12 protein-coding genes are annotated in these 19,728 nt (G+C 36.2%); 7 read left to right on the top strand and 5 right to left on the bottom strand.

Annotation, left to right across the window (positions count from 1 at the left end):
• Nucleotides 1–32: 32 nt before the first annotated feature.
• A complete protein-coding gene (locus tag A9G48_RS08435; protein ID WP_034947955.1) occupies nt 33–596 on the top strand; it encodes a peptidylprolyl isomerase in 564 nt (187 codons plus the stop codon).
• Nucleotides 597–678: 82 nt separating this feature from the next.
• On the opposite strand, the gene A9G48_RS08430 is transcribed toward A9G48_RS08435, so the two are convergent.
• Nucleotides 679–1,389 (bottom strand): tetratricopeptide repeat protein, encoded by a 711-nt coding sequence (locus tag A9G48_RS08430; protein WP_051825434.1) that lies wholly within the window; start codon nt 1,387–1,389, stop codon nt 679–681.
• Nucleotides 1,390–1,633: 244 nt separating this feature from the next.
• Nucleotides 1,634–2,920, bottom strand: a complete 1,287-nt coding sequence (gene pepB, locus A9G48_RS08425) for an aminopeptidase PepB (protein WP_065576072.1) — start codon at nt 2,918–2,920, stop codon at nt 1,634–1,636.
• A gap of 95 nt (nt 2,921–3,015) precedes the next feature.
• Here pepB and A9G48_RS08420 point away from each other — a divergent pair, with 95 nt between their 5' ends.
• Nucleotides 3,016–3,789, top strand: a complete 774-nt coding sequence (locus A9G48_RS08420) for a tyrosine-protein phosphatase (RefSeq protein ID WP_034947950.1) — start codon at nt 3,016–3,018, stop codon at nt 3,787–3,789.
• Nucleotides 3,790–3,886: 97 nt separating this feature from the next.
• The gene (gene ftnA, locus A9G48_RS08415; protein WP_034947947.1) at nt 3,887–4,405 is read left to right on the top strand and encodes a non-heme ferritin; all 519 of its coding nucleotides are present in this window, start codon (nt 3,887–3,889) and stop codon (nt 4,403–4,405) included.
• A 52-nt stretch (nt 4,406–4,457) separates the two neighbouring features.
• Here the strand turns inward: ftnA and A9G48_RS08410 are convergent, their stop codons facing one another.
• Nucleotides 4,458–5,075, bottom strand: a complete 618-nt coding sequence (locus A9G48_RS08410) for a 4'-phosphopantetheinyl transferase family protein (protein ID WP_034947922.1) — start codon at nt 5,073–5,075, stop codon at nt 4,458–4,460.
• Nucleotides 5,076–5,174: 99 nt separating this feature from the next.
• Here A9G48_RS08410 and metC point away from each other — a divergent pair, with 99 nt between their 5' ends.
• Both metC and tilS read left to right on the top strand, forming a co-directional pair.
• Nucleotides 5,175–6,392 carry a cystathionine beta-lyase gene (metC, locus tag A9G48_RS08405; RefSeq protein ID WP_051825432.1) on the top strand — a complete coding sequence of 406 codons (1,218 nt, stop codon included), beginning with the start codon at nt 5,175–5,177 and terminating at the stop codon, nt 6,390–6,392.
• A gap of 10 nt (nt 6,393–6,402) precedes the next feature.
• Entirely contained in the window at nt 6,403–7,713 is a 1,311-nt protein-coding gene (gene tilS / locus A9G48_RS08400; RefSeq protein WP_065576071.1) for a tRNA lysidine(34) synthetase TilS, read from the top strand.
• A 66-nt stretch (nt 7,714–7,779) separates the two neighbouring features.
• Here tilS and A9G48_RS08395 read toward each other — a convergent pair whose 3' ends face one another.
• Together A9G48_RS08395 and suhB are read right to left on the bottom strand one after the other, a co-directional pair.
• The gene (locus tag A9G48_RS08395) at nt 7,780–9,960 is read right to left on the bottom strand and encodes a heavy metal translocating P-type ATPase (protein WP_065576070.1); all 2,181 of its coding nucleotides are present in this window, start codon (nt 9,958–9,960) and stop codon (nt 7,780–7,782) included.
• A gap of 131 nt (nt 9,961–10,091) precedes the next feature.
• Nucleotides 10,092–10,895, bottom strand: a complete 804-nt coding sequence (suhB, locus tag A9G48_RS08390; protein ID WP_065576069.1) for an inositol-1-monophosphatase — start codon at nt 10,893–10,895, stop codon at nt 10,092–10,094.
• Nucleotides 10,896–11,275: 380 nt separating this feature from the next.
• On the opposite strand from suhB, the gene A9G48_RS08385 reads away from it, so the two are divergent.
• Both A9G48_RS08385 and A9G48_RS08380 read left to right on the top strand, forming a co-directional pair.
• The gene (locus tag A9G48_RS08385) at nt 11,276–12,979 is read left to right on the top strand and encodes a ShlB/FhaC/HecB family hemolysin secretion/activation protein (protein ID WP_034947913.1); all 1,704 of its coding nucleotides are present in this window, start codon (nt 11,276–11,278) and stop codon (nt 12,977–12,979) included.
• An 81-nt stretch (nt 12,980–13,060) separates the two neighbouring features.
• On the top strand, nt 13,061–19,728 hold a 6,668-nt coding region (locus tag A9G48_RS08380), incomplete at its 3' end, for a two-partner secretion domain-containing protein (RefSeq protein ID WP_141672989.1).

Raw genomic sequence — 19,728 nt, 5'->3', positions numbered from 1 at the left:
TCAGCCAACCAATTGGATAAAGGATTTAATATATGGAAAAAATCAAAACATTATTTATTGCTCTGTGTTTTTCTCTACTCTCTTCACTCGCTTTAGCCGACACCAAAGTGCTACTACAAACTAGCATGGGAGATATCGAAATTGAGTTAGATAGTAAACATGCTCCTATTAGCACACAAAACTTCCTTAATTATGTTAATAGCGGGTTCTATGAAAATTTAACTTTTCACCGTGTGATTCCTGGCTTTATGATTCAAGGTGGAGGTGCTGACGATCATCTAAAATTCAAAAATAATAATGCACCAATTAAAAATGAAGCAGATAATGGCTTAAAAAATGTTCGTGGTACAATTGCAATGGCTAGAACCAATGTTATTGATAGTGCAACTAGCCAATTTTACATTAACGTCGTTGATAATAATTTTCTTAACCATAATCCTCCAAAAGACTATGGCTACGCAGTATTTGGTAAAGTTATAAAAGGAATGGATGTTGTTGATAAGATCGTAAATGTCCCAACAAAACGCATTGGACCACATCAAAATGTACCTATTGAGCCAATTTATATCAAAAAAGCACTTGTGATGACAGAATAAGTCACCATTTTTTAATTCATATTTTTATTTATTAAAAGAACTGTCTTAATAAAGAAAGACAGTTCAACTTGAATCTATTTATTTATCTAAGTTTATAATTATCACAGGCGTCTTCTAAACCGAGTGTACAAGCTTGTTTAAAATACTTTCTGGCCAACACTTTATTTTTTTCTACGCCTTGGGCATTATAATATATTGCGCCTAAATTATTTAATGCTTGTGCATTATTTTGAGCAGCAGCTTTCTTATACCAAGATATAGCCATTTCTTTATTTTTCTCGACACCATCACCTTCATCATACATAAGCGCTAAATTATATTGTGCTTCCGATAACCCTTGTTCTGCAGCTTTAGTATACCAATATACGGCTTTCTCATTATCTTCATCAATGCCTTCACCTTCATCATACATAAGCGCTAAATTATATTGTGCTCCTGCTAACCCTTGTTCTGCAGCTTTAGTGTACCAATATACGGCTTTCTCATTATCTTCATCAATGCCTTCACCTTCATCATACATAAGCGCTAAATTATATTGTGCCTCATCTAATCCTTGCTCTGCTGATTTAGTGTACCAATATAGAGCTTGCCCAAGATCTTTTTTGGTACCTCTAGCTTCATCATAAGCAACCGCCAAATTAAATTGAGCTTTCATATCACCTTGTTCAGCTTCCACTTTACAGGCAGAAAAAGCTTTGTCATAATTTTCTTGCTTCCAAAAGGTTTCACACTCACTGGCATAAGCCACAGTTGAAAACAATGCAGTTAACAAAATAAATAATATTTTTTTCATAACTTCCCTTATATTTCTAAATTAATAGGTGGTAAATAATAAACAATAACACTTTAAGTATACAAAAAACTTAAAAATTATTCAAAAAAATTATTAAAATGACTTTTATTAATTAATATTTCAACTTTTCAGTTTAGCTGGATATGGAAAAAATAAAACTCCCAAAATAAGTTGATAGTTTATAAATTTCATCTTATAAAACAACCTAAAATTGGGATTAATAATACTCGTTAAAATAATGCATTTATTTTAATATATTTAATAAATTTGCAATTGTCCTCACCCCAATGCCTGTTGCCCCTGTTGCCCACAAGGCAGTAGCACTTTTACGGAATGTTGCTGAACAATCAATATGTAGCCAATTTTGTTGATAATTTTTAATAAAATATGATAAGAAAGCTGCAGCGGTACTTGCCCCTGCGGTATTAGGTAATCCTGAATTTGCCATATCAGCAAATGAAGATGGGAATTGCGAACGATGAAACTCAGCTAAAGGCAAGCGCCAAAATGCTTCATGTTCAATATTGCTACTAGCTAACAATTGGTTAGCAAAGTTATCATCAAACGAAAGCAATGACTGATAATCATTCCCTACTGCAATTTTAGCGGCTCCAGTCAGTGTTGCGCAATCAATAATATAATGAGGCTTGTCATTATCGGCACAAATTAAACCATCAGCTAAGACTAGGCGACCTTCTGCATCCGTGTTATCAACCTCGACCGTTTTGCCATTACGATAACGAATAATATCGCCTAATTTGAACGCATTGCCACTGACTAAATTATCCGCACAACATAAATAAAGTTTGATACGTTGATTTAAACCACGAGCAATGGCTAATGCTAATGCACTAGTTGCTAGCGCAGCGCCTCCCATATCTGAGCGCATTGATTCCATAAAGTTACTTGGTTTTAAGCTATATCCTCCTGAATCAAAGGTAATACCTTTACCAACTAGGCAGGCTATAATCGGCGATTCAGGATTTTGGGTTGGATTATAATCAAGTTCAAGTAAAGCCGCTGGTCTATCTGACCCTTTACCAACCGTATAAATCCCCATATAGCCATGTTCTTTTAACGCTTCACCCGAAGTGATTTTATAAGTCACATCAGCAGAAAATGAGCCAATTAACTTAGCACTTTGAGTAGCCAATTCAACTGGACTTAATGTTTCGGCTTGTTGATTGACAATATCACGACACCAATCGATAATTGCCAAACGGTGTTTCAATTCTTGTTTATCTTTGTTATTGAGTTTTGCCCACATAACTTTGTTACTGTTTTTGGCATTACGGTAACCTAGCCAAAAATGCCAACATTCTTCTAAACTCCAACCTTCGCCTTTTAATTTAACAGATTTAATGCCTAAGTTATCTAACTTACGCCCTGCTTGTTGAATTGCACTTAAACGGTTTTTTGATTTATAGTGAACCGTTATAGTATCATCCGAAAAGCTCAGTAGCGCATCTACCCCCCAGTATTTTGGAGCAGGATTATCAGAAAGTAAAATAGATAACGTTGACATAGTAATAACCTTAATTATTGATAAAACAAAAACAATGACTTAATTCTAATCAGAAACATGTTAATATAGCAAGCAAAGTTAATAATAAATAAGGGTAAATAATGGCATCGATTGTACCAATAAAAAATGGTGTTAATTTTCGTGACTTGGGTGGAATAAAAACAATGGATGGACGCCAAATACGATCGGGTTTATTGTACCGCTCAGGTGAATTTTCGCGCATTACAGAAAGCGAACAAGTATTTTTATCTAATGAACTAAAAATACACTATATTTTAGATTACCGAGATCAAGATGAAATAGCCCGTTTTCCCGATAATTTATGGCACAATGCCAACTATATTAATGTTCCTGCCAATCCATTAAATGATAAAGTAACCGCCAGTTTAACCACAGAATTAGAAATGCATCCTTTTGTACTTAAGGAACAGTCGCCATATGATTTCATGATTAAACTTTATCAATTATTACCTTTTAATAATGCAGCTTACCAACACTTGGTTTCAATACTATTAAACTCAAAAGGACAACCACTAGTGCAACATTGTGCAGTTGGTAAGGATAGAACAGGTATTGGTGTGGCACTTGTGTTATTTGCCTTAGGTGTTAGTGAAGAAAAGGTTATGCAGGATTATTTACTCACTGAACAGGTATTACACAACTTTCGTGAAAAAATACTAAATCAGTATAAAAGCAAGTTAACACCTGAAGACTTTGAAAAGCAAAAAATAATTTTTGCAGCTAAAAAAGAATATTTAACCGCTGCCATTACCGCAATCAAACAACGTTATAACACCATAGATAATTGGCTAGCAAAAGAGTATCAATTAGATAATAACAATAGAAAAACCCTACAAGATATTTATTTAATTTAAATCAAGAAGGTAAATAACTTAGGTTTATTTTAAGATGGTTTTTCAAAAAAATGAATGAAAAGTGAAATAATAAAAGTAGCAATGTGAGGTAAGTTAGATGTTAACAAAAGAAATGGTCAAAAAACTCAATGACCAATTAAATTTAGAATTCTATTCTTCAAATCTTTATCTACAAATGAGCGCATGGTGCGATGATCAAAATTTTCCCTCTTTTGGTAAATTTCTAAGAGATCACGCTGGCGAAGAACGTCAACATATGGAACGACTATTTAATTATGTTTTAGATTGTGGAGCATTAGCGCTGATCGGCAAAATTGATGCACCAGAATCAAAATTTAAATCATTATTAGAAGTTTTCCAAGTTGCTTATAAGCATGAGCTAAAAATTACTAAAGAAATTAATGGGTTGGTTGATTATGCTTTAACACAAAAAGATTTTTCGACGTTTAACTTTTTGCAATGGTATGTATCAGAACAACATGAAGAAGAAAAACTCTTCAAAAGTATTGTCGATAAACTAGAATTAGTTGGCGAAAATAAACGCGATCTATTCTTTATGGACAAAGACTTCAATAAAACGTTAAGCGAGTCAGGCTTACTTAGTACAAGCAAATAATCAACAAATTGTATCTATGTGCCACATTAATGGTGTGGCAATGTTCTATTCTTTAATATTGCAACCTCAATTGTGTAACCGGCACATTACAATTAACCGCAAGGTGGATATCATCAATTTGTTGATATTGAAAATAAAAATGGTTAGCAAAAGGCGCACTGATCATACCGTTATCTAAATCGACATTAACCGACTTAATTTGCCAAACACCTTTAGCATATAGCTTTAATGCAGATTCCTTCAATGTCCAAAGCTGCCAAAAAGCCTTTAGAGAATCACCTTGTTTAATCATCCATTGATACTCAGAATCCGCAAAAAAGTGTTTAGCAACATTTAGATAATTTCTACGTGGACGAGCCACTTCGATATCTACCCCCACCTTGCCTGCTAACGAGATCGCCACAGCTACATGATCTTGGCTATGACTGATATTAAAATCGGGCAAAGAATATTCGAAAAAACAGGGGCGACTATTATCGCCAATTATTATTTTAGGTAATATTTCAATATTACAATACTGTTTTAACAAACTAGCAAGAATTGAACGGCAAACTAAAAATTGTTTACGACGTGACTCATTTAATTGTTTGGCATCCTCAAGAAGTTGTTTTGGCAGCAGTGAATAATTCACTGTTGCAGTATTTAAATTGGCTATTTGCACTATCAGCATTATGGGTTAATCATTATGAATAAAAATTATTTTTTACTATTTTAACAGCATGCTATGCTAACTGTTATTAAAATTTATAAAGTCGCAAAAGGAATCATCATGTCATTATTAACAAAGTTGGTTAATGCAGGGCGTAAAAAGCGTTATACACAAGGCGCCGTCAATTCAGTGATTCAACGAGCCTCATCGCTAGTTTTTGATCATGTTGCGGCAAAAAAAGAAGCCACTGAAAACCGAACTAATGGTTCGCTCTTTTATGGGCGGCGTGGTACGCTAACTCACTTTGCGTTACAAGATGCTATGATCGAAATTGAAGGTGGTGCTGGTTGCTATCTTTACCCTTGTGGTGCAGCAGCCATAGCTAACGCTATTTTAGCATTTGTTAAAGCAGGCGATCATATTTTAGTGTCTGAAGCAGCATACGAACCAACCCAAGAATTTTGTCGGCATATTTTAAACGATTTGGGGATCAAAACTAACTACTTTTCACCATTAATTGGTCAATATATTACTAAGCAGATTAAACCCAACACCAAAGTTGTTTTTTTAGAATCACCAAGCTCAATTACTATGGAAGTGCATGATGTCCCTTCTATTGTTAAAGCCATTCGCAGTGTCAACCCTGAAATTATTATTATGATGGATAATACCTGGAGCGCTGGTGTGTTATTTAAAGCTTTAGATCATGGTATTGATATTTCAATCCAATCTGGCACAAAATATTTAGTAGGGCATTCCGATGCGATGTTAGGTACTGCTGTTGCCAATGAACGTTGTTGGGACACCCTGCGTGAGCGTTCTTATTTAATGGGACAAATGTGTGACGCAGATACTGCCTATATGGCTGCTCGTGGTTTACGTACATTAGCAGTAAGGCTAAAACAACACCACAAAAGTGGCATAAAAATTGCTAAATGGTTAGCTAATCATCCTAAAGTTGCTACTGTTAATCATCCTGCATTAACAAGTTGTAAGGGTCATGAATTTTTTCAACGCGACTTTACCGGTGCTAGTGGTCTATTTTCGTTTGTACTGAAAGATCGCCTAACTGATGTCCAATTATCAGATCTGCTGGATAATTTGACTCACTTTTCAATGGCTTATTCATGGGGAGGATTTGAGTCACTAATTTTGGCAAATCAGCCTGAAGAATTAATCAAAATTAGACCCATATCAGGAGTAAATTTTCAAGGAACATTAATTCGATTACATATTGGACTTGAAGATCCTAATGATTTAATTGCAGATTTATCTGCTGGATTAGATCGTATTAATTTACATAAAAATAAAACTAACGCCCTGCAATCATTAGTATAGGCAGATAGAAATGAATAATTATCACCAATTAGCAATTGATAAAACGATCAAAAAGGCAATTTTACACAGTGTAAAAAGCCGCCGTATTTTACTGGTTGCTTATAGTGGCGGTGTAGATTCATCGGTATTATTACATGCACTAGTCAAAATCAAACAACAGCAATTACCTGATTTACAACTTCGCGCTATTTATATTCATCACGGCTTAAGCAAAAATGCGGATTATTGGGGCACTCATTGCCAACAACAATGTCAAACATGGCAAGTACCATTAATAATTGAAAAGGTAAAGATCAATCGCCAAGCGGGCAATATTGAAGAGCAAGCTAGAAACGCTCGTTATCATGCTATTTATTGTCACTTAAAAGAGAATGAATTCTTATGTACAGCACAACATTTAAATGATCAGTGTGAAACATTTTTTTTAGCTCTAAAACGTGGCAGTGGTCCAACAGGATTAGCTGCCATGCCCCAAGAAAACGGACAACATCTTCGCCCATTATTAACTATTTCACGTACACAAATTGAAGAATATGCCCAATATCATCAGCTAACTTGGATAGAAGATGAAAGTAACCAAGATGATCACTATGACCGTAATTTTTTACGCTTACATATATTACCTACACTAAATACACGTTGGCCACACTTTTCGCAAATGGTGGCACGTAGTGCTGAATTATGCCAGCAACAAGAAGCACTACTTAACGAACTGCTTTTAGCTGATTTTAAACAAATCACTACAGAGCAAGGGCTGCTATGTCTAACACCATTATTTGACTATTCAGAATATAAACGTAACGCCATTTTACGCATGTGGTTTCGCTCTCAACAAATCAGCATGCCAAGCCAACAGCAACTAGCTTTAATTTGGCAAACTGTTGCTTTAGCTAAAGAAGATGCTAACCCCCAATTTATATTACATAACCAACAAATTCGTCGTTATCAAAATCAGCTTTATCTATTACCACTATATCAAAATATTGAACAGCAAGTTCTAAATTGGGACTTGACCTTACCATTAGACCTACCTGATAAAGTCGGACAATTACAGGTGAATAATCAAACGAATTTATCCTGCCGCTCACCACAAGCAGACGAAAAAGTCACCGTACGATTCCATGCTCAAGGGAAATTGCAAATTGTGAATAGACAAGGCTCAAGAGCAATAAAAAAACTCTGGCAAGAATATAATATTCCACCTTGGATGCGAACACGTATTCCTTTGATTTATTATAATGAACAACTTATCTGTGCTGTAGGCATTTTTGTTACTAAACAAGGGCTAGGTTCACAAATCGGTTTTAAACTAACCACCTAACGTTAAACCAAAATAAATAAGGAGGCAAATTCTCCTCCTTAATTAAAATTTTTCAATTATTATAATTTATGATCTAACCTTCCAACGTTTAAGTAAAAGTGCATTGGTTACAACGCTAACACTACTTAACGCCATAGCGGCACCAGCTATCATTGGATTTAAAAATCCCAATGCTGCTAGCGGAATACCGATTAAATTATAGAAAAATGCCCAAAATAGATTTTGTTTAATTTTATTATAGGTTCGGCGCGAAATATCAATCGCATCAGCAATCAAAAACAGATTACCACGCATTAGAGTAATACTTGCTGCATGCATAGCCACATCAGTACCTGTGCCCATAGCAATACCAACATCGGCAGCCGCCAAGGCTGGAGCATCATTAATACCATCTCCTACCATTGCGACTGTCTTATTGCCCGTTATATCTTCACTTTGTTGTAGCTGATAAATATAGTTTGCTTTATCTTGTGGTAATACTTCAGCAATAACCTTATCTAAGCTTAACTGCTGACCAACATAATTAGCTGCTTTCTGATTATCCCCTGTTAACATAACGGTTTTTACATTTAACTGATGCAATGCTTGAATAGCTTTTTTGGCTTCCTCTTTTATTACATCGGCAAAACCTAAGAGTGCTAATATCACTACATTACCTTCTGATTGCTGTTTCGCTAAAAATGAAATGGTATAACCTTTACTCGATAACTGATTAATTTTATCGTCCATGCCAACAAAATAAGCATTTAGTGATTTCATCCAACGCAAACTACCTAAATAATATTCGGTATTATCAACGGTTGCCATAACCCCTGAACCAGCTACCGAAGTAATATTTTGAGCATAACGATACTCTTTAGCTTTATTTAAAACAGCTTTAGCAAGTGGATGCTCACTACCTGATTGTAATGATGCAGCGAGCGATAAAATTTGATCGGGCGTCTCGCTACCCATAACATCCATTTCCACTAATTCAGGTTTACCAATGGTTAATGTGCCTGTTTTATCAAATGCAACCATATTAATATTATGCAGTGTTTCTAATGCCTCGGCGTCTTTAATTAAAATGCCATGACGAGCAGCCACTCCTGTACCAACCATAATTGCTGTTGGTGTTGCCAAGCCTAATGCACAAGGGCAAGCAATCACTAACACAGCCACCGCATGAAGTAATGCTTGTTGCCAATCATGCGATATCACCCCCCAAGCCAATAACGTAACAAGTGCAATCAATAAAATCACTGGCACAAAAATAGCGCTGATGCGATCAACAACTCGTTGGATTGGTGCTTTCTTAGCCTGAGCAGATTCAACCATTTCAATAATTTTGGATAAAGTAGAATCCGCTTGAATCGCTGTGGTTTTAACGATAAGTAACCCTTCGCCATTAATCGTACCGCCAGTAACAACATCATTAACGGTTTTACTTACCGGAAAACTCTCACCTGTTAGCATTGATTCATCACTACTAGATTCACCTTCAATCACAACGCCATCAACGGGAATGCGCTCTCCAGGCTTAATAATAACAATATCATCCACTTTAACTTGGTTAATAGGTAAACTTACTTCTTGATTATCACGCCTTACTAAAGCAACATCAGGACGTAGCGCAGACAGAGATTCAATGGCTTGTGTGGTTTGATGTTTAGCTCTTGATTCTAACCACTTACCAAGCAAAATTAAGGTAATAATAATAACTGATGATTCAAAATAAAGATGCTCATCATTGCCCATTATAAATTGATAAACCGATAACCCATATGCCGCACTAGTACCAATGGCCACTAATAAATCCATATTGCCTGACAACGCTTTAACCGCATTAAAACCGCTTCGATAAAATTTAGCACCCAGTCCAAATTGCACAATAGAGGCAATAACCAATTGTAACCAAGCTGGCATCATCAAATGAAACCCAAAAAGTTCTAATAACATAGGTAACACAAAAGGAATGGCTAAAATAACAGAAATCACAATCGGCCAAATAGGTGCTTGTTTTTTAACTTTCTTTGTACCTGATTGTTGATCTGAAATTTTAATAGCACGATAGCCTGCTTTATCAACCGCAGACATCAATGCTTCAAGTTTAACATGGGGATCTGCATTAATAGTTGCTTTCTCAGTTGCCAGATTAACACTGATATCAATCACACCATCAACTTTTTTAATCGCTTTTTCTACACGACTAACACAAGAGGCACAACTCATTCCTTCAATATTAAGATCATATTGTATTGTCTTCATAAAATGCAGCCTTAATTTTTATACCATTATTGATTAGTATATACTCAAAATTAATAACAATGCAGAAAAATACTAGACAGATCGCAAGAGTTTAACTTGCGATCAAAATAAGGGGAAATAAAAAAATAAAATTAGTTACGTAATTTTTCGGGCCACTCATTTTGAGTAGAAACTAATAAATCCTTAACAATTCTAGGATTACCCGCAACAATATTACCCGAAACCATATAATTATTGCCACCTGCAAAATCGGTAATAACGCCACCTGCCTCACGCAAAATCAACTCACCGCCAGCAATATCCCATGGTTTTAAGCCAATTTCAAAAAAGCCATCTAAACGACCTGCAGCAACATAGGCAAGATCTAAAGCGGCAGAACCAGTACGACGAAAATCGCCACATCTAACAAATAATTTTTGTAATACGCCAAAATAACTATCGCTATATTGTTTAGCTTTAAACGGAAAAGCCATTGCCAGCACGCTACCATCTAAATCTTTCGCATTACTCACTCGAATACGATAACCATTAAGTTGAGCGCCTTTACCACGAGCAGCCGTAAACAGCTCATTACTCATTGGATTATAAACAACAGCAATTTCGGTCTTACCTTTAACACGAGCTGCGATAGACACTGCAAAATGAGGGATATTTTTAATAAAATTGGTCGTACCATCAATTGGGTCAATTATCCACTGAGTATCGGCATCATTACCTTTAGCTAAGCCGCTTTCTTCGGCAATGATAGTATGGTCAGGATAAGCTTTTTTAATTGTTTCAATAATCAAAGCTTCAGCCGCACGATCGGTATTAGTGGCAAAATCATTAGCGCCTTTGGTTTCGATTTCGATTGAACTAGGGTTTTCATAAGCCTTGATGGCTACATTACCTGCTTTACGAGCAGCACGAATAGCAATATTAAGCATCGGATGCATAATTTTCTTCCAATTGATGATGTTAAAGAACGAAGTAGGCTAGTATGGCACTTGTCATACTAAAAGACGTTACTAGTATAAAACTTTTGTCTTATCTTTACTAGCTTATGTTGGCATTGATAGGTAAAAAACATAACGTTTAAAGATTTTTATTATTTTATTGAAAAGATAAAAATTAGAACAACCAAAATAACTAGCTTAATTTTTTCTATTGCTCATTATTTTTATATAGAAAAACATAGAGGTACATCACCTAAATCACAAAGTGTAAATTGCAACCTTGTTTTGTTTATTTTTTATAAAATAAATGTAGACAATCGCTCCAGTTATACATTAATATAGTAATCGTAAATTTTATGTAAGCGTTATTATAATTTGTTATGAAGCTGTTATCGAAGATTAAATTACAACTATCTATACTTCTAATTTTGTCCCCTGCGTTTTTGTTTGCTGCATTACCGCCAGCACCACAAACTTTAAATGACCAGCAACTTATTCGCCAGCAAGAACGAGAAAAAGCCTTGCAAGAAACATTAACGCCAGAATCGCCTAATATCCGCTTATTATCCCCAACAACTAGTGTAAATGAGCTTAACTTTCCGACTGAAGATTTATGCTTCAATATTAACCATGTTGAATTGATTGATCGCGATAAATTACCTTGGTACATTCCTTTAAATAAATTAGCCCAACAAGCCGAACAACACTGTCTAGGTGCACAAGGGATTAACCTCTTAATGAGTGCCATACAAGATCGGTTAATTAGTTATGGCTATATTACCACTCGATTAGTGGTACCCGAACAAGATATAACAAGTGGTAATCTAAAACTTTTACTCGTCGAAGGTAAAATTAGACATATTTATTATGATAATAAGAGCGATAAATACGCCCAACTATTTACCGCTATTCCTGCTCACGAAGGTCATACTCTAAATTTACGCGATATAGAACAAGGGCTTGAAAATTTACAGCGCTTACCTACTGTTAATGCTCAAATGCAACTTATTCCCGGCGATAGACCTGGTGAAAGCGATATTGTGATAAATCGTGAACAATCAAAAATGTGGCGATTAGGACTATCGCTTGATGATTCAGGCACCAAAACGACAGGAAGAGATCAAGGTGGAGTCACCTTATATTTAGATAATTTACTTTCGTTAAGTGATTCTTTTTATTTATCAGGTGGTCACGATTTAAATGGCAAATCAAAGTATGGTTCACGCAACTATTTAATATCCTATTCAATACCTTTTGGTTATTGGCTATTAAATACTTCAATATCCGGCAACAAATATCATCAAAATGTCGCAGGACAAGAAGTCGATTACAAATACAGCGGTCGAAGCCGAAACGTAAACATACAGTTAAGTCGAGTTATTCACCGTAACGAATCACAAAAAACAACCTTAAGTTATGGTATTACACTGCGACAATCACATAACTATATTGATGACACTGAAATTGAAATTCAACGCCGAAAAACCACCTATTGGCATATAGGTCTACAACATCGACACTATATTGACGATATTACATTAGATGCAGGTTTCACCTTCCAAAAAGGGGTGCGTTGGTTCAATGCAGAAAAAGCCCCAGAGGAATATGATACTGAAGATTACGCTACAGCCCTAGCTGAGATACTGCAATTTAACTTTTCATCCAACATTCCTTTTAGACTGGCGGAACAACAGTTTTATTACCGTTTGGATTATCAAGGACAGTACACACGAAAAGGGCATCTAACCTCGCCGGATCAGTTTTCTATTGGTGGGCGTTGGAGCGTGCGTGGCTTTGACGGAGAATTAACTTTAAAAGCAGACCGAGGTTGGTATGTTCGTAATGAACTTAGCTGGCTGGCTCCTTATAACCATGAAGTCTATTTAGGCATTGACACAGGTGGCGTTTCAGGAAAAGCTAGTGAATACTTACTTGGTCGGCATCTAACCGGTAGCGTAATAGGTCTACGTGGTAGTAATTATGGTATGTACTACGATCTATTTGCAGGCACTCCAATTCGAAAACCCAAAGGGTTTAAAACTAATCCATTAGCATTAGGCTTTTCACTAAACTGGAATTTTTAATCCTTCCTTTTCACAACATTTATTTAAATAAATATTCAGGTAGTAAAGAAAAGAAAGCCGTTAAATAAGGAATATATAACTATGAACAAAAACTTATATCGTGTTATTTTTAATAAGAAACGTGGCATGCAAATGGTGGTTGCTGACATTGCAAAAACACCAACCGGCAATGAAAAAACGACATCGACCGGTCAACATCCACATCAAACAGTTTTTGCTCAGCTAAAACCTGTTGCCTTTTTAATGTCTATCTCATTAAGCTTTGTCAGCATTAGCTTGCCGGCTTATGGCAGCTATATTATTGCCGATCCACAAGCAAATAAAAAGCAACAAGCACAAGTTACCGCAACGGCTAATGGTGTAACCCAAATCAATATACAAACGCCAAATAGCAAGGGAATATCACATAATAAATACATCCAATTTGATGTTTCACAGCGTGGCGTAATCTTAAATAACAGCAGAAAAATCAATCAAACACAGCTAGCCGGATACGTGCAAGGTAACGAATTTTTAAAAACCTCTGGGCCTGCTAGAATCATTTTAAATGAAGTTAACTCACGCAACCCAAGTCAATTAAATGGCGTGATTGAAGTTGCGGGACAAAAGGCACAAGTGGTGATAGCTAATCCATCTGGCATCACCTGTAATGGCTGTGGTTTTATCAATGCCAGTCGCAGTACGCTAACGACAGGAAAACCGATAATTGAAAATAATGATTTAACGGGGTATCAAGTAGAGCAAGGCCATATTGCAGTAACAGGAAAAGGGCTAGACAGTTCAAGACAAAGTTATACGGATTTAATAGCTCATTCGGTATCAATAAACTCAGCAGTATGGGCAAATGATTTAAATGTGATAGCAGGACGAAACAAAGTAAGCCTTGACACACAAACGGTAACTGCATTGGCGGAAAATGGTAACGCAAAACCCGAAGTAGCCTTGGATGTTTCGGCGCTTGGTGGTATGTATGCAGGTAAAATCCGGCTGGTTGGGACAGAAAAAGGAGTTGGAGTGCATAATGCTGGGGCGCTAAGGGCAAGCATAGGCAACCTTATTATCAGTGCTGATGGCAAAATCAAAAATACAGGGGCATTACAAGCTAAAGGTGATATCAACTTAAGTAGCCAACACACCATCAGTAACAACAAGCACATTTACAGCCAACAAAATATTCAATTAAACGCCCAAAAATCGATTACTAATGAGGGCTCATTAATTGCTCAAAATAATGTCGAGCTTAAGGCCTCAACAATAAATAGCAATAAAAGCAGTACGGTTGCTGCGGGCGTTGACGAACAAGGACTGTTAACTAAACAAGGTAATATTGCCGCCACGGCCAAGAATATTTTATTAACGGGCAAAAATTTAGCAGGTCAACATATTATCGTAAATGCGCAACAAAATGTTGACCTTGCAAGCAGCCAAAATAGTGCTAAATCTATGACGGTGACAGCTGAAAATATCAACCTCAATGCAGCCAAAATTAATAGCAAAGAAAGTATCAATTTAAATGCTAATAATCTGATTGATAGTCATTATTTACAAGCTAAAACCAATGCAACATACTCTGCTAAGGCAAACATAATAGATAACCACCAAGCGATTATACTGGCTGATGAAAATATCGTATTTAACGCTAATAAAATAAATAACGCACAAACAAAACTTAATGCAGGCAATGCAATTAATTTTAATGCTAATCAATCAATCGACAACAATAATGCCATCTTACTAGCCAAAGGGACCATTAATCTTCAGGGGGCAGATATAAAGAATAATGAATCATCACTAATAAGTAATGATCATTTGCAAATAAAGGCCAATACATTAGAAAACAGAAAATCAACCCTGCAATCAAAAAAATATTTAACTATTGATAGTCATCTTTTTGATAATCAACAAGCTGAGTTATTAACAGAAGATACGTTGACCATCCACGCTAATCAAATGAATAACCAAAAAGCGGCGTTAAGCGCAAAAGGTGATATTAATATTAACAGTGAGCTAGTTGATAATCATTCGTCGACATTTCTTTCTGAAAAAACAATTAATATCAAAGTTAAAAAACTCCTTAACCAATATGCAAAATTTACCGCACTGCATAATATCGCTATTAATGGGCAACAGGTTAATAACCAATCTGCAGAATTAAAGTCTAATGGGTATTTGTTAATTAATTCAGCCGAACAAAACAATCAATCCGCACAATTATTAACTAATTCTGGCTTAACACTGCAAGGTAAAAATATAAATAATAATAATGCCGAGCTCAGCGCTAGCGATCGCATAGCGATAACAGCTGAGCAACTATGGGTTAATGAGGGCGTATTAGTTAGCAATAATGATATCCATATTACAAGTTCGCATATTGATGCGCAAAAATCAAAAATTAAAGCAAAAGGGAATATAAAACTTAACGCATCAGATTATATTGATGCCACGAATGGCTTAATGGTGAGTGAAAAACAGACAACCATTGAAGCAAACACAGTTAAATTAAATGAAGCAACCTTAAGTGCAAAAGATGACATCGCCGTTACAGCAACTTCACAATTAGAGAATAACAACGCAAAATGGATTAGTGAAGGCAATATTAGTGCTAATGCACAAACGATTAATAATCAAAATTCATCAATATCCAGTTACAAAAATATTTATTTTAAAGCGCCTCATTTAAATAACCATAGCAGCAAATTGCTCAGTTACGGAACTATTGAATTAGCGTCAAACAAGGTCAATAACCAAAACACCCAAATCAATGCACAAGCAGACATTCATATTCAGGCTGACGATATTGATAACCAAAATGCACAAATCATTAGCCAGCGTTTGATAAATATTGAAGGTAAAAACATTGATAACCGTCATTTAGCCATACAATCGGGTAAGGCGCTATCTATAATAGCGACCAATAAATTGGACAATGCGGATGCAACTCTCATTTCCGGTGATAAACTGAAGCTTGAGTCACAGTTAGTTAATAATCAACGTTCGAAAATCAAGTCTGGTCATGACCTGACTATGCAAGGTAAAACCATTGATAACCAACATAGCACCATAATTGCGACAGGCGATGTTGCATTTAATGCGGATGAGCAATTAGATAATCAAAACGCTGATATTCGAACGCAAAATAAAATCACTATGGCTGCCAAGCAAATTAATAATCAAAATAACTTATTGGTAGCAGGTAACGAAGTCACCCTTAATGCTGATGAACTTAATAGCCAGTCATCCAAATTAAAAGCTGAGGATAATATTCGCATAAAAGCCAAAAAGCTTAATAGCGCATCGGTCAAATGGGTTAGTCAAAATGCCATTATTATTGATAGTGATGACATTGATAATCATTCATCTGTATTCAAAGCCGATAATGGTATTACCGTCAAAGCCGATAATTTAAATAATAATGAAGCAACCTTGATATCGGGCGGTCAATTATCACTAACAACTAAAAAATTAGCTAACCAATCTGCTTATTTTAATGCAGAAAAAGGCATTGATATTCAAAGTACTGTATTTGATAATCAATCAGCGACATTAATTACTAATGATTCGATACGCATTGAAGCCAATAAAACGAACAATCAAAATAGCACATTATCCGCTAAGCAAAATATCACTGCCAATAGCGATGAAATAAATAATCAAAACGCTTTATGGCTAGCTGATAAACACATTACGATCCACGCCAACAACCTTGATAACAACAATACCGCCTTACAAGCCAAACAAGGCATACAAATGGATATTAAGGTTAATTTAGCCAACCAACATGCAACGATTATCTCAGGGCAAGATGGTCTCATCATTCATGCCGATTCTTTAAATAATGAAGACGCCGAATTAAGCAGTAAGGGCTTATTGGCAATCACAGCCAATGATGTGAATAATCACCAAGCACAATTGGTCGCAGAAAGCGACCTAACAATCCAAGCAAATCATATCAATAATCAGTCTGCTGATATTCAAGCTAAAGGTAATGTTACCTTAGATGGGCAAATCATTGATAACCGACAAGCCAAATTATTAAGCACAGGCGATATTCGATTACATGCAAAAAATCATTTAACCAATAATCATGCCAAGCTCATAGCGATGCAACAAATTCAATTGCAGTCCAATGGCGCTATTGATAATCAACACTCAACAACAACGGCCAATAATGGCATTTTAATTGAAGCCGATTCGATTAATAATAGCCAGTCCAAACTTGAAACAGCAAATTTATTAAAGATTATTGCAAACACCATTACTAATCAGAAAGCTAAATTTAATGCAGGAAAAATTGAGCTAAAAACACAATCACTTGAAAACCAACAAGCCGATATCATTGCCAAAACGTTATTGCAGATTCAAGCCGATAAAATAGCCAACAGTCAAGCCCGTTTACTAGCCAATGATATTGCCATTAACGCCAACCAACTTAGTGGCGATGGAGAACTGCTTGCTGAAAACAATATTGAGCTTAATTTAACGCATGGGTTTGATAACAAAAACAGCTTGCTAGCCAATAAAGATATTTTCATCAACGCAAGTCACATTACCAATGACGGCAAAATCTCATCAGGTCAAGCCATTACCCTTAAGAGTGATAAAATTAAAAACACAGAAAAGGGCATTATCGAATCCGAAGAAATCAACACCAATAGTCGTTTATTGGAAAATAAAGGGCTTATTGATGGCGGTGAGGTCAATTTGAACGCTTGGCAGCGTTTTGACAATCTAAATGGTGCCCGTTTATACGGGGATTGGATTTCTATCAAAGCTTATGAAGTGAACAACTTTACCCCTTCGTTAAAAAGCCCCATTGCACCAACCATTGCGGCAAGAGAAGGACTTTTATTAAATGTCAACACGTTAAATAACACCAATCACGCTCTGATACTCAGCTTAGGGGATATGTACATTGAGGGGCAAACATTAAACAACCACTCAGCACGGATTGAAGCGGCTGACGATATGGTCTTAAAAGTTAACCGCATTAACAACATTAATGACCATATTGAAACCGAAGAGGTCTTAGTCGGTAGTCAACATATTGTTGAATATTCCCCACTCGGTGATGCAAGGCGATATAAACCCGATGAAGTCAGCATTCGTACTAGCCCTAAAAAACGGCACAACTACCCTGTTTTGCATTCAAATAATGGTGCTTTTGATTCCACTCATAAGTATTACGAATATGATTACACAAGAAATATTTATGAAACTAAAATCAAAAGTACCGCGCCTGCAGAAATCATCTCTGGTAAAGATTTACGTATACAATCTGACCATTTAGAGAATGATAATAGCAAAATTGTTGCCGGTAATGCCCTAGACATTATGACCGGCACACTCAATAATCACTCATTAAAAGGTCAGCGCACCGTTTCCGATACTGGTAATGCAATTTATCATTACCGAAAAAAAGAGACAAAAAAAGGGAAAGCCGTATATAAAAAAAGAGCAAAATGGAGCGACTATAAAAACCAATTCATCACCACTATCGATCTTGAGCATGCCAAAATAGAGTCCCATACCAATGTAGATAAAACGCAAGTTAATTTACAGCAGCGAACAGAGGAAAAAGTTAACGTAGGTCACATTGTTAATCCGATTGTTACCGAGGTTAAAACAGAAAAACACCTCGACAATTCACTTGAAGATATCATCAACGATGGTAAAGAAAAAGGCAATATCAATATTTCAACCGAACACCCATTGGATGATTTGCCGATCACAAACCCTATCATTCAATCCGATAACGTTGAAAAACCAAACACATCAATTATTGACACCAATCAAAAAGTGACCAGCAAAGATAGTCAGCATTATGCTGATTCAATCACCTTTGTTGAGCCTAATTTGACCTTACCCAAAAATAGCTTATCAATCATTAACAAAGATCCACAAAGTCATTATTTAGTCGAGACCGACAGCCGTTTTACCAATCGCAGAAAATGGTTAAGTTCTGATTACATGCTCAACCGCTTGCGGGTTGATCCAAATAACATCCAAAAACGGTTAGGTGATGGTTATTATGAGCAACAGCTTATCCGAGAGCAAATAACTGCCTTAACGGGTCATCGTTATATTGGCGATTACACCAGTGACTTGGAGCAATATAAAGCACTGATGAATGCAGGAGTCGAATTTGCTAAGCAGTACGGATTATCGATAGGTACCTCGCTATCTGCGGAACAAATGAAAGCCTTAACCAGTGATATTGTTTGGCTGGAAAGTAAAACGGTCATGGTTGATGGACAACCGGTATCGGTATTGGTACCACAAGTTTACCTTGTTAACCGCCCGCAATTAACAACGGACGGGGCATTATTATCGGGTAAAAGTGTCACAGTAATAGCAAAAGATGACATTGAATCCTCGGGGGCGATATTAGGTAAAAAACGGGTAGCGCTATTAGGGGATAATGTCAATAACCAAGGTCTGATTGATGCGGGCGCCATCATTATTCAAGCGAAAGATAGCATCAACAGCAGCGGCAGATTAAATGCGGATAAATTGGCATATTTACAAGCCAATAACGACATCAACTTAAATAGCACCACCTCAACCACCGAAACGCATTACGGTGCGAGCAAAAGTAAAAACACCGTGATTGACCAAATTTCAACTATCAACGTCAATGATGGTGATATTTCCTTAAAAGCAGGACATGACATCAACTTAGGCGCGGCCTTATTGGTCAATGGCGGTGAAGACGGCGTCACTAACGTGATTGCGGGGAACGATATCAATTT

Origin of the sequence: Gilliamella sp. wkB18, from assembly GCF_001690875.1 — a bacterium.
Lineage (GTDB): Bacteria > Pseudomonadota > Gammaproteobacteria > Enterobacterales > Orbaceae > Gilliamella > Gilliamella apicola_A.
This window is presented reverse-complemented; position numbering and strand designations above follow the sequence as displayed.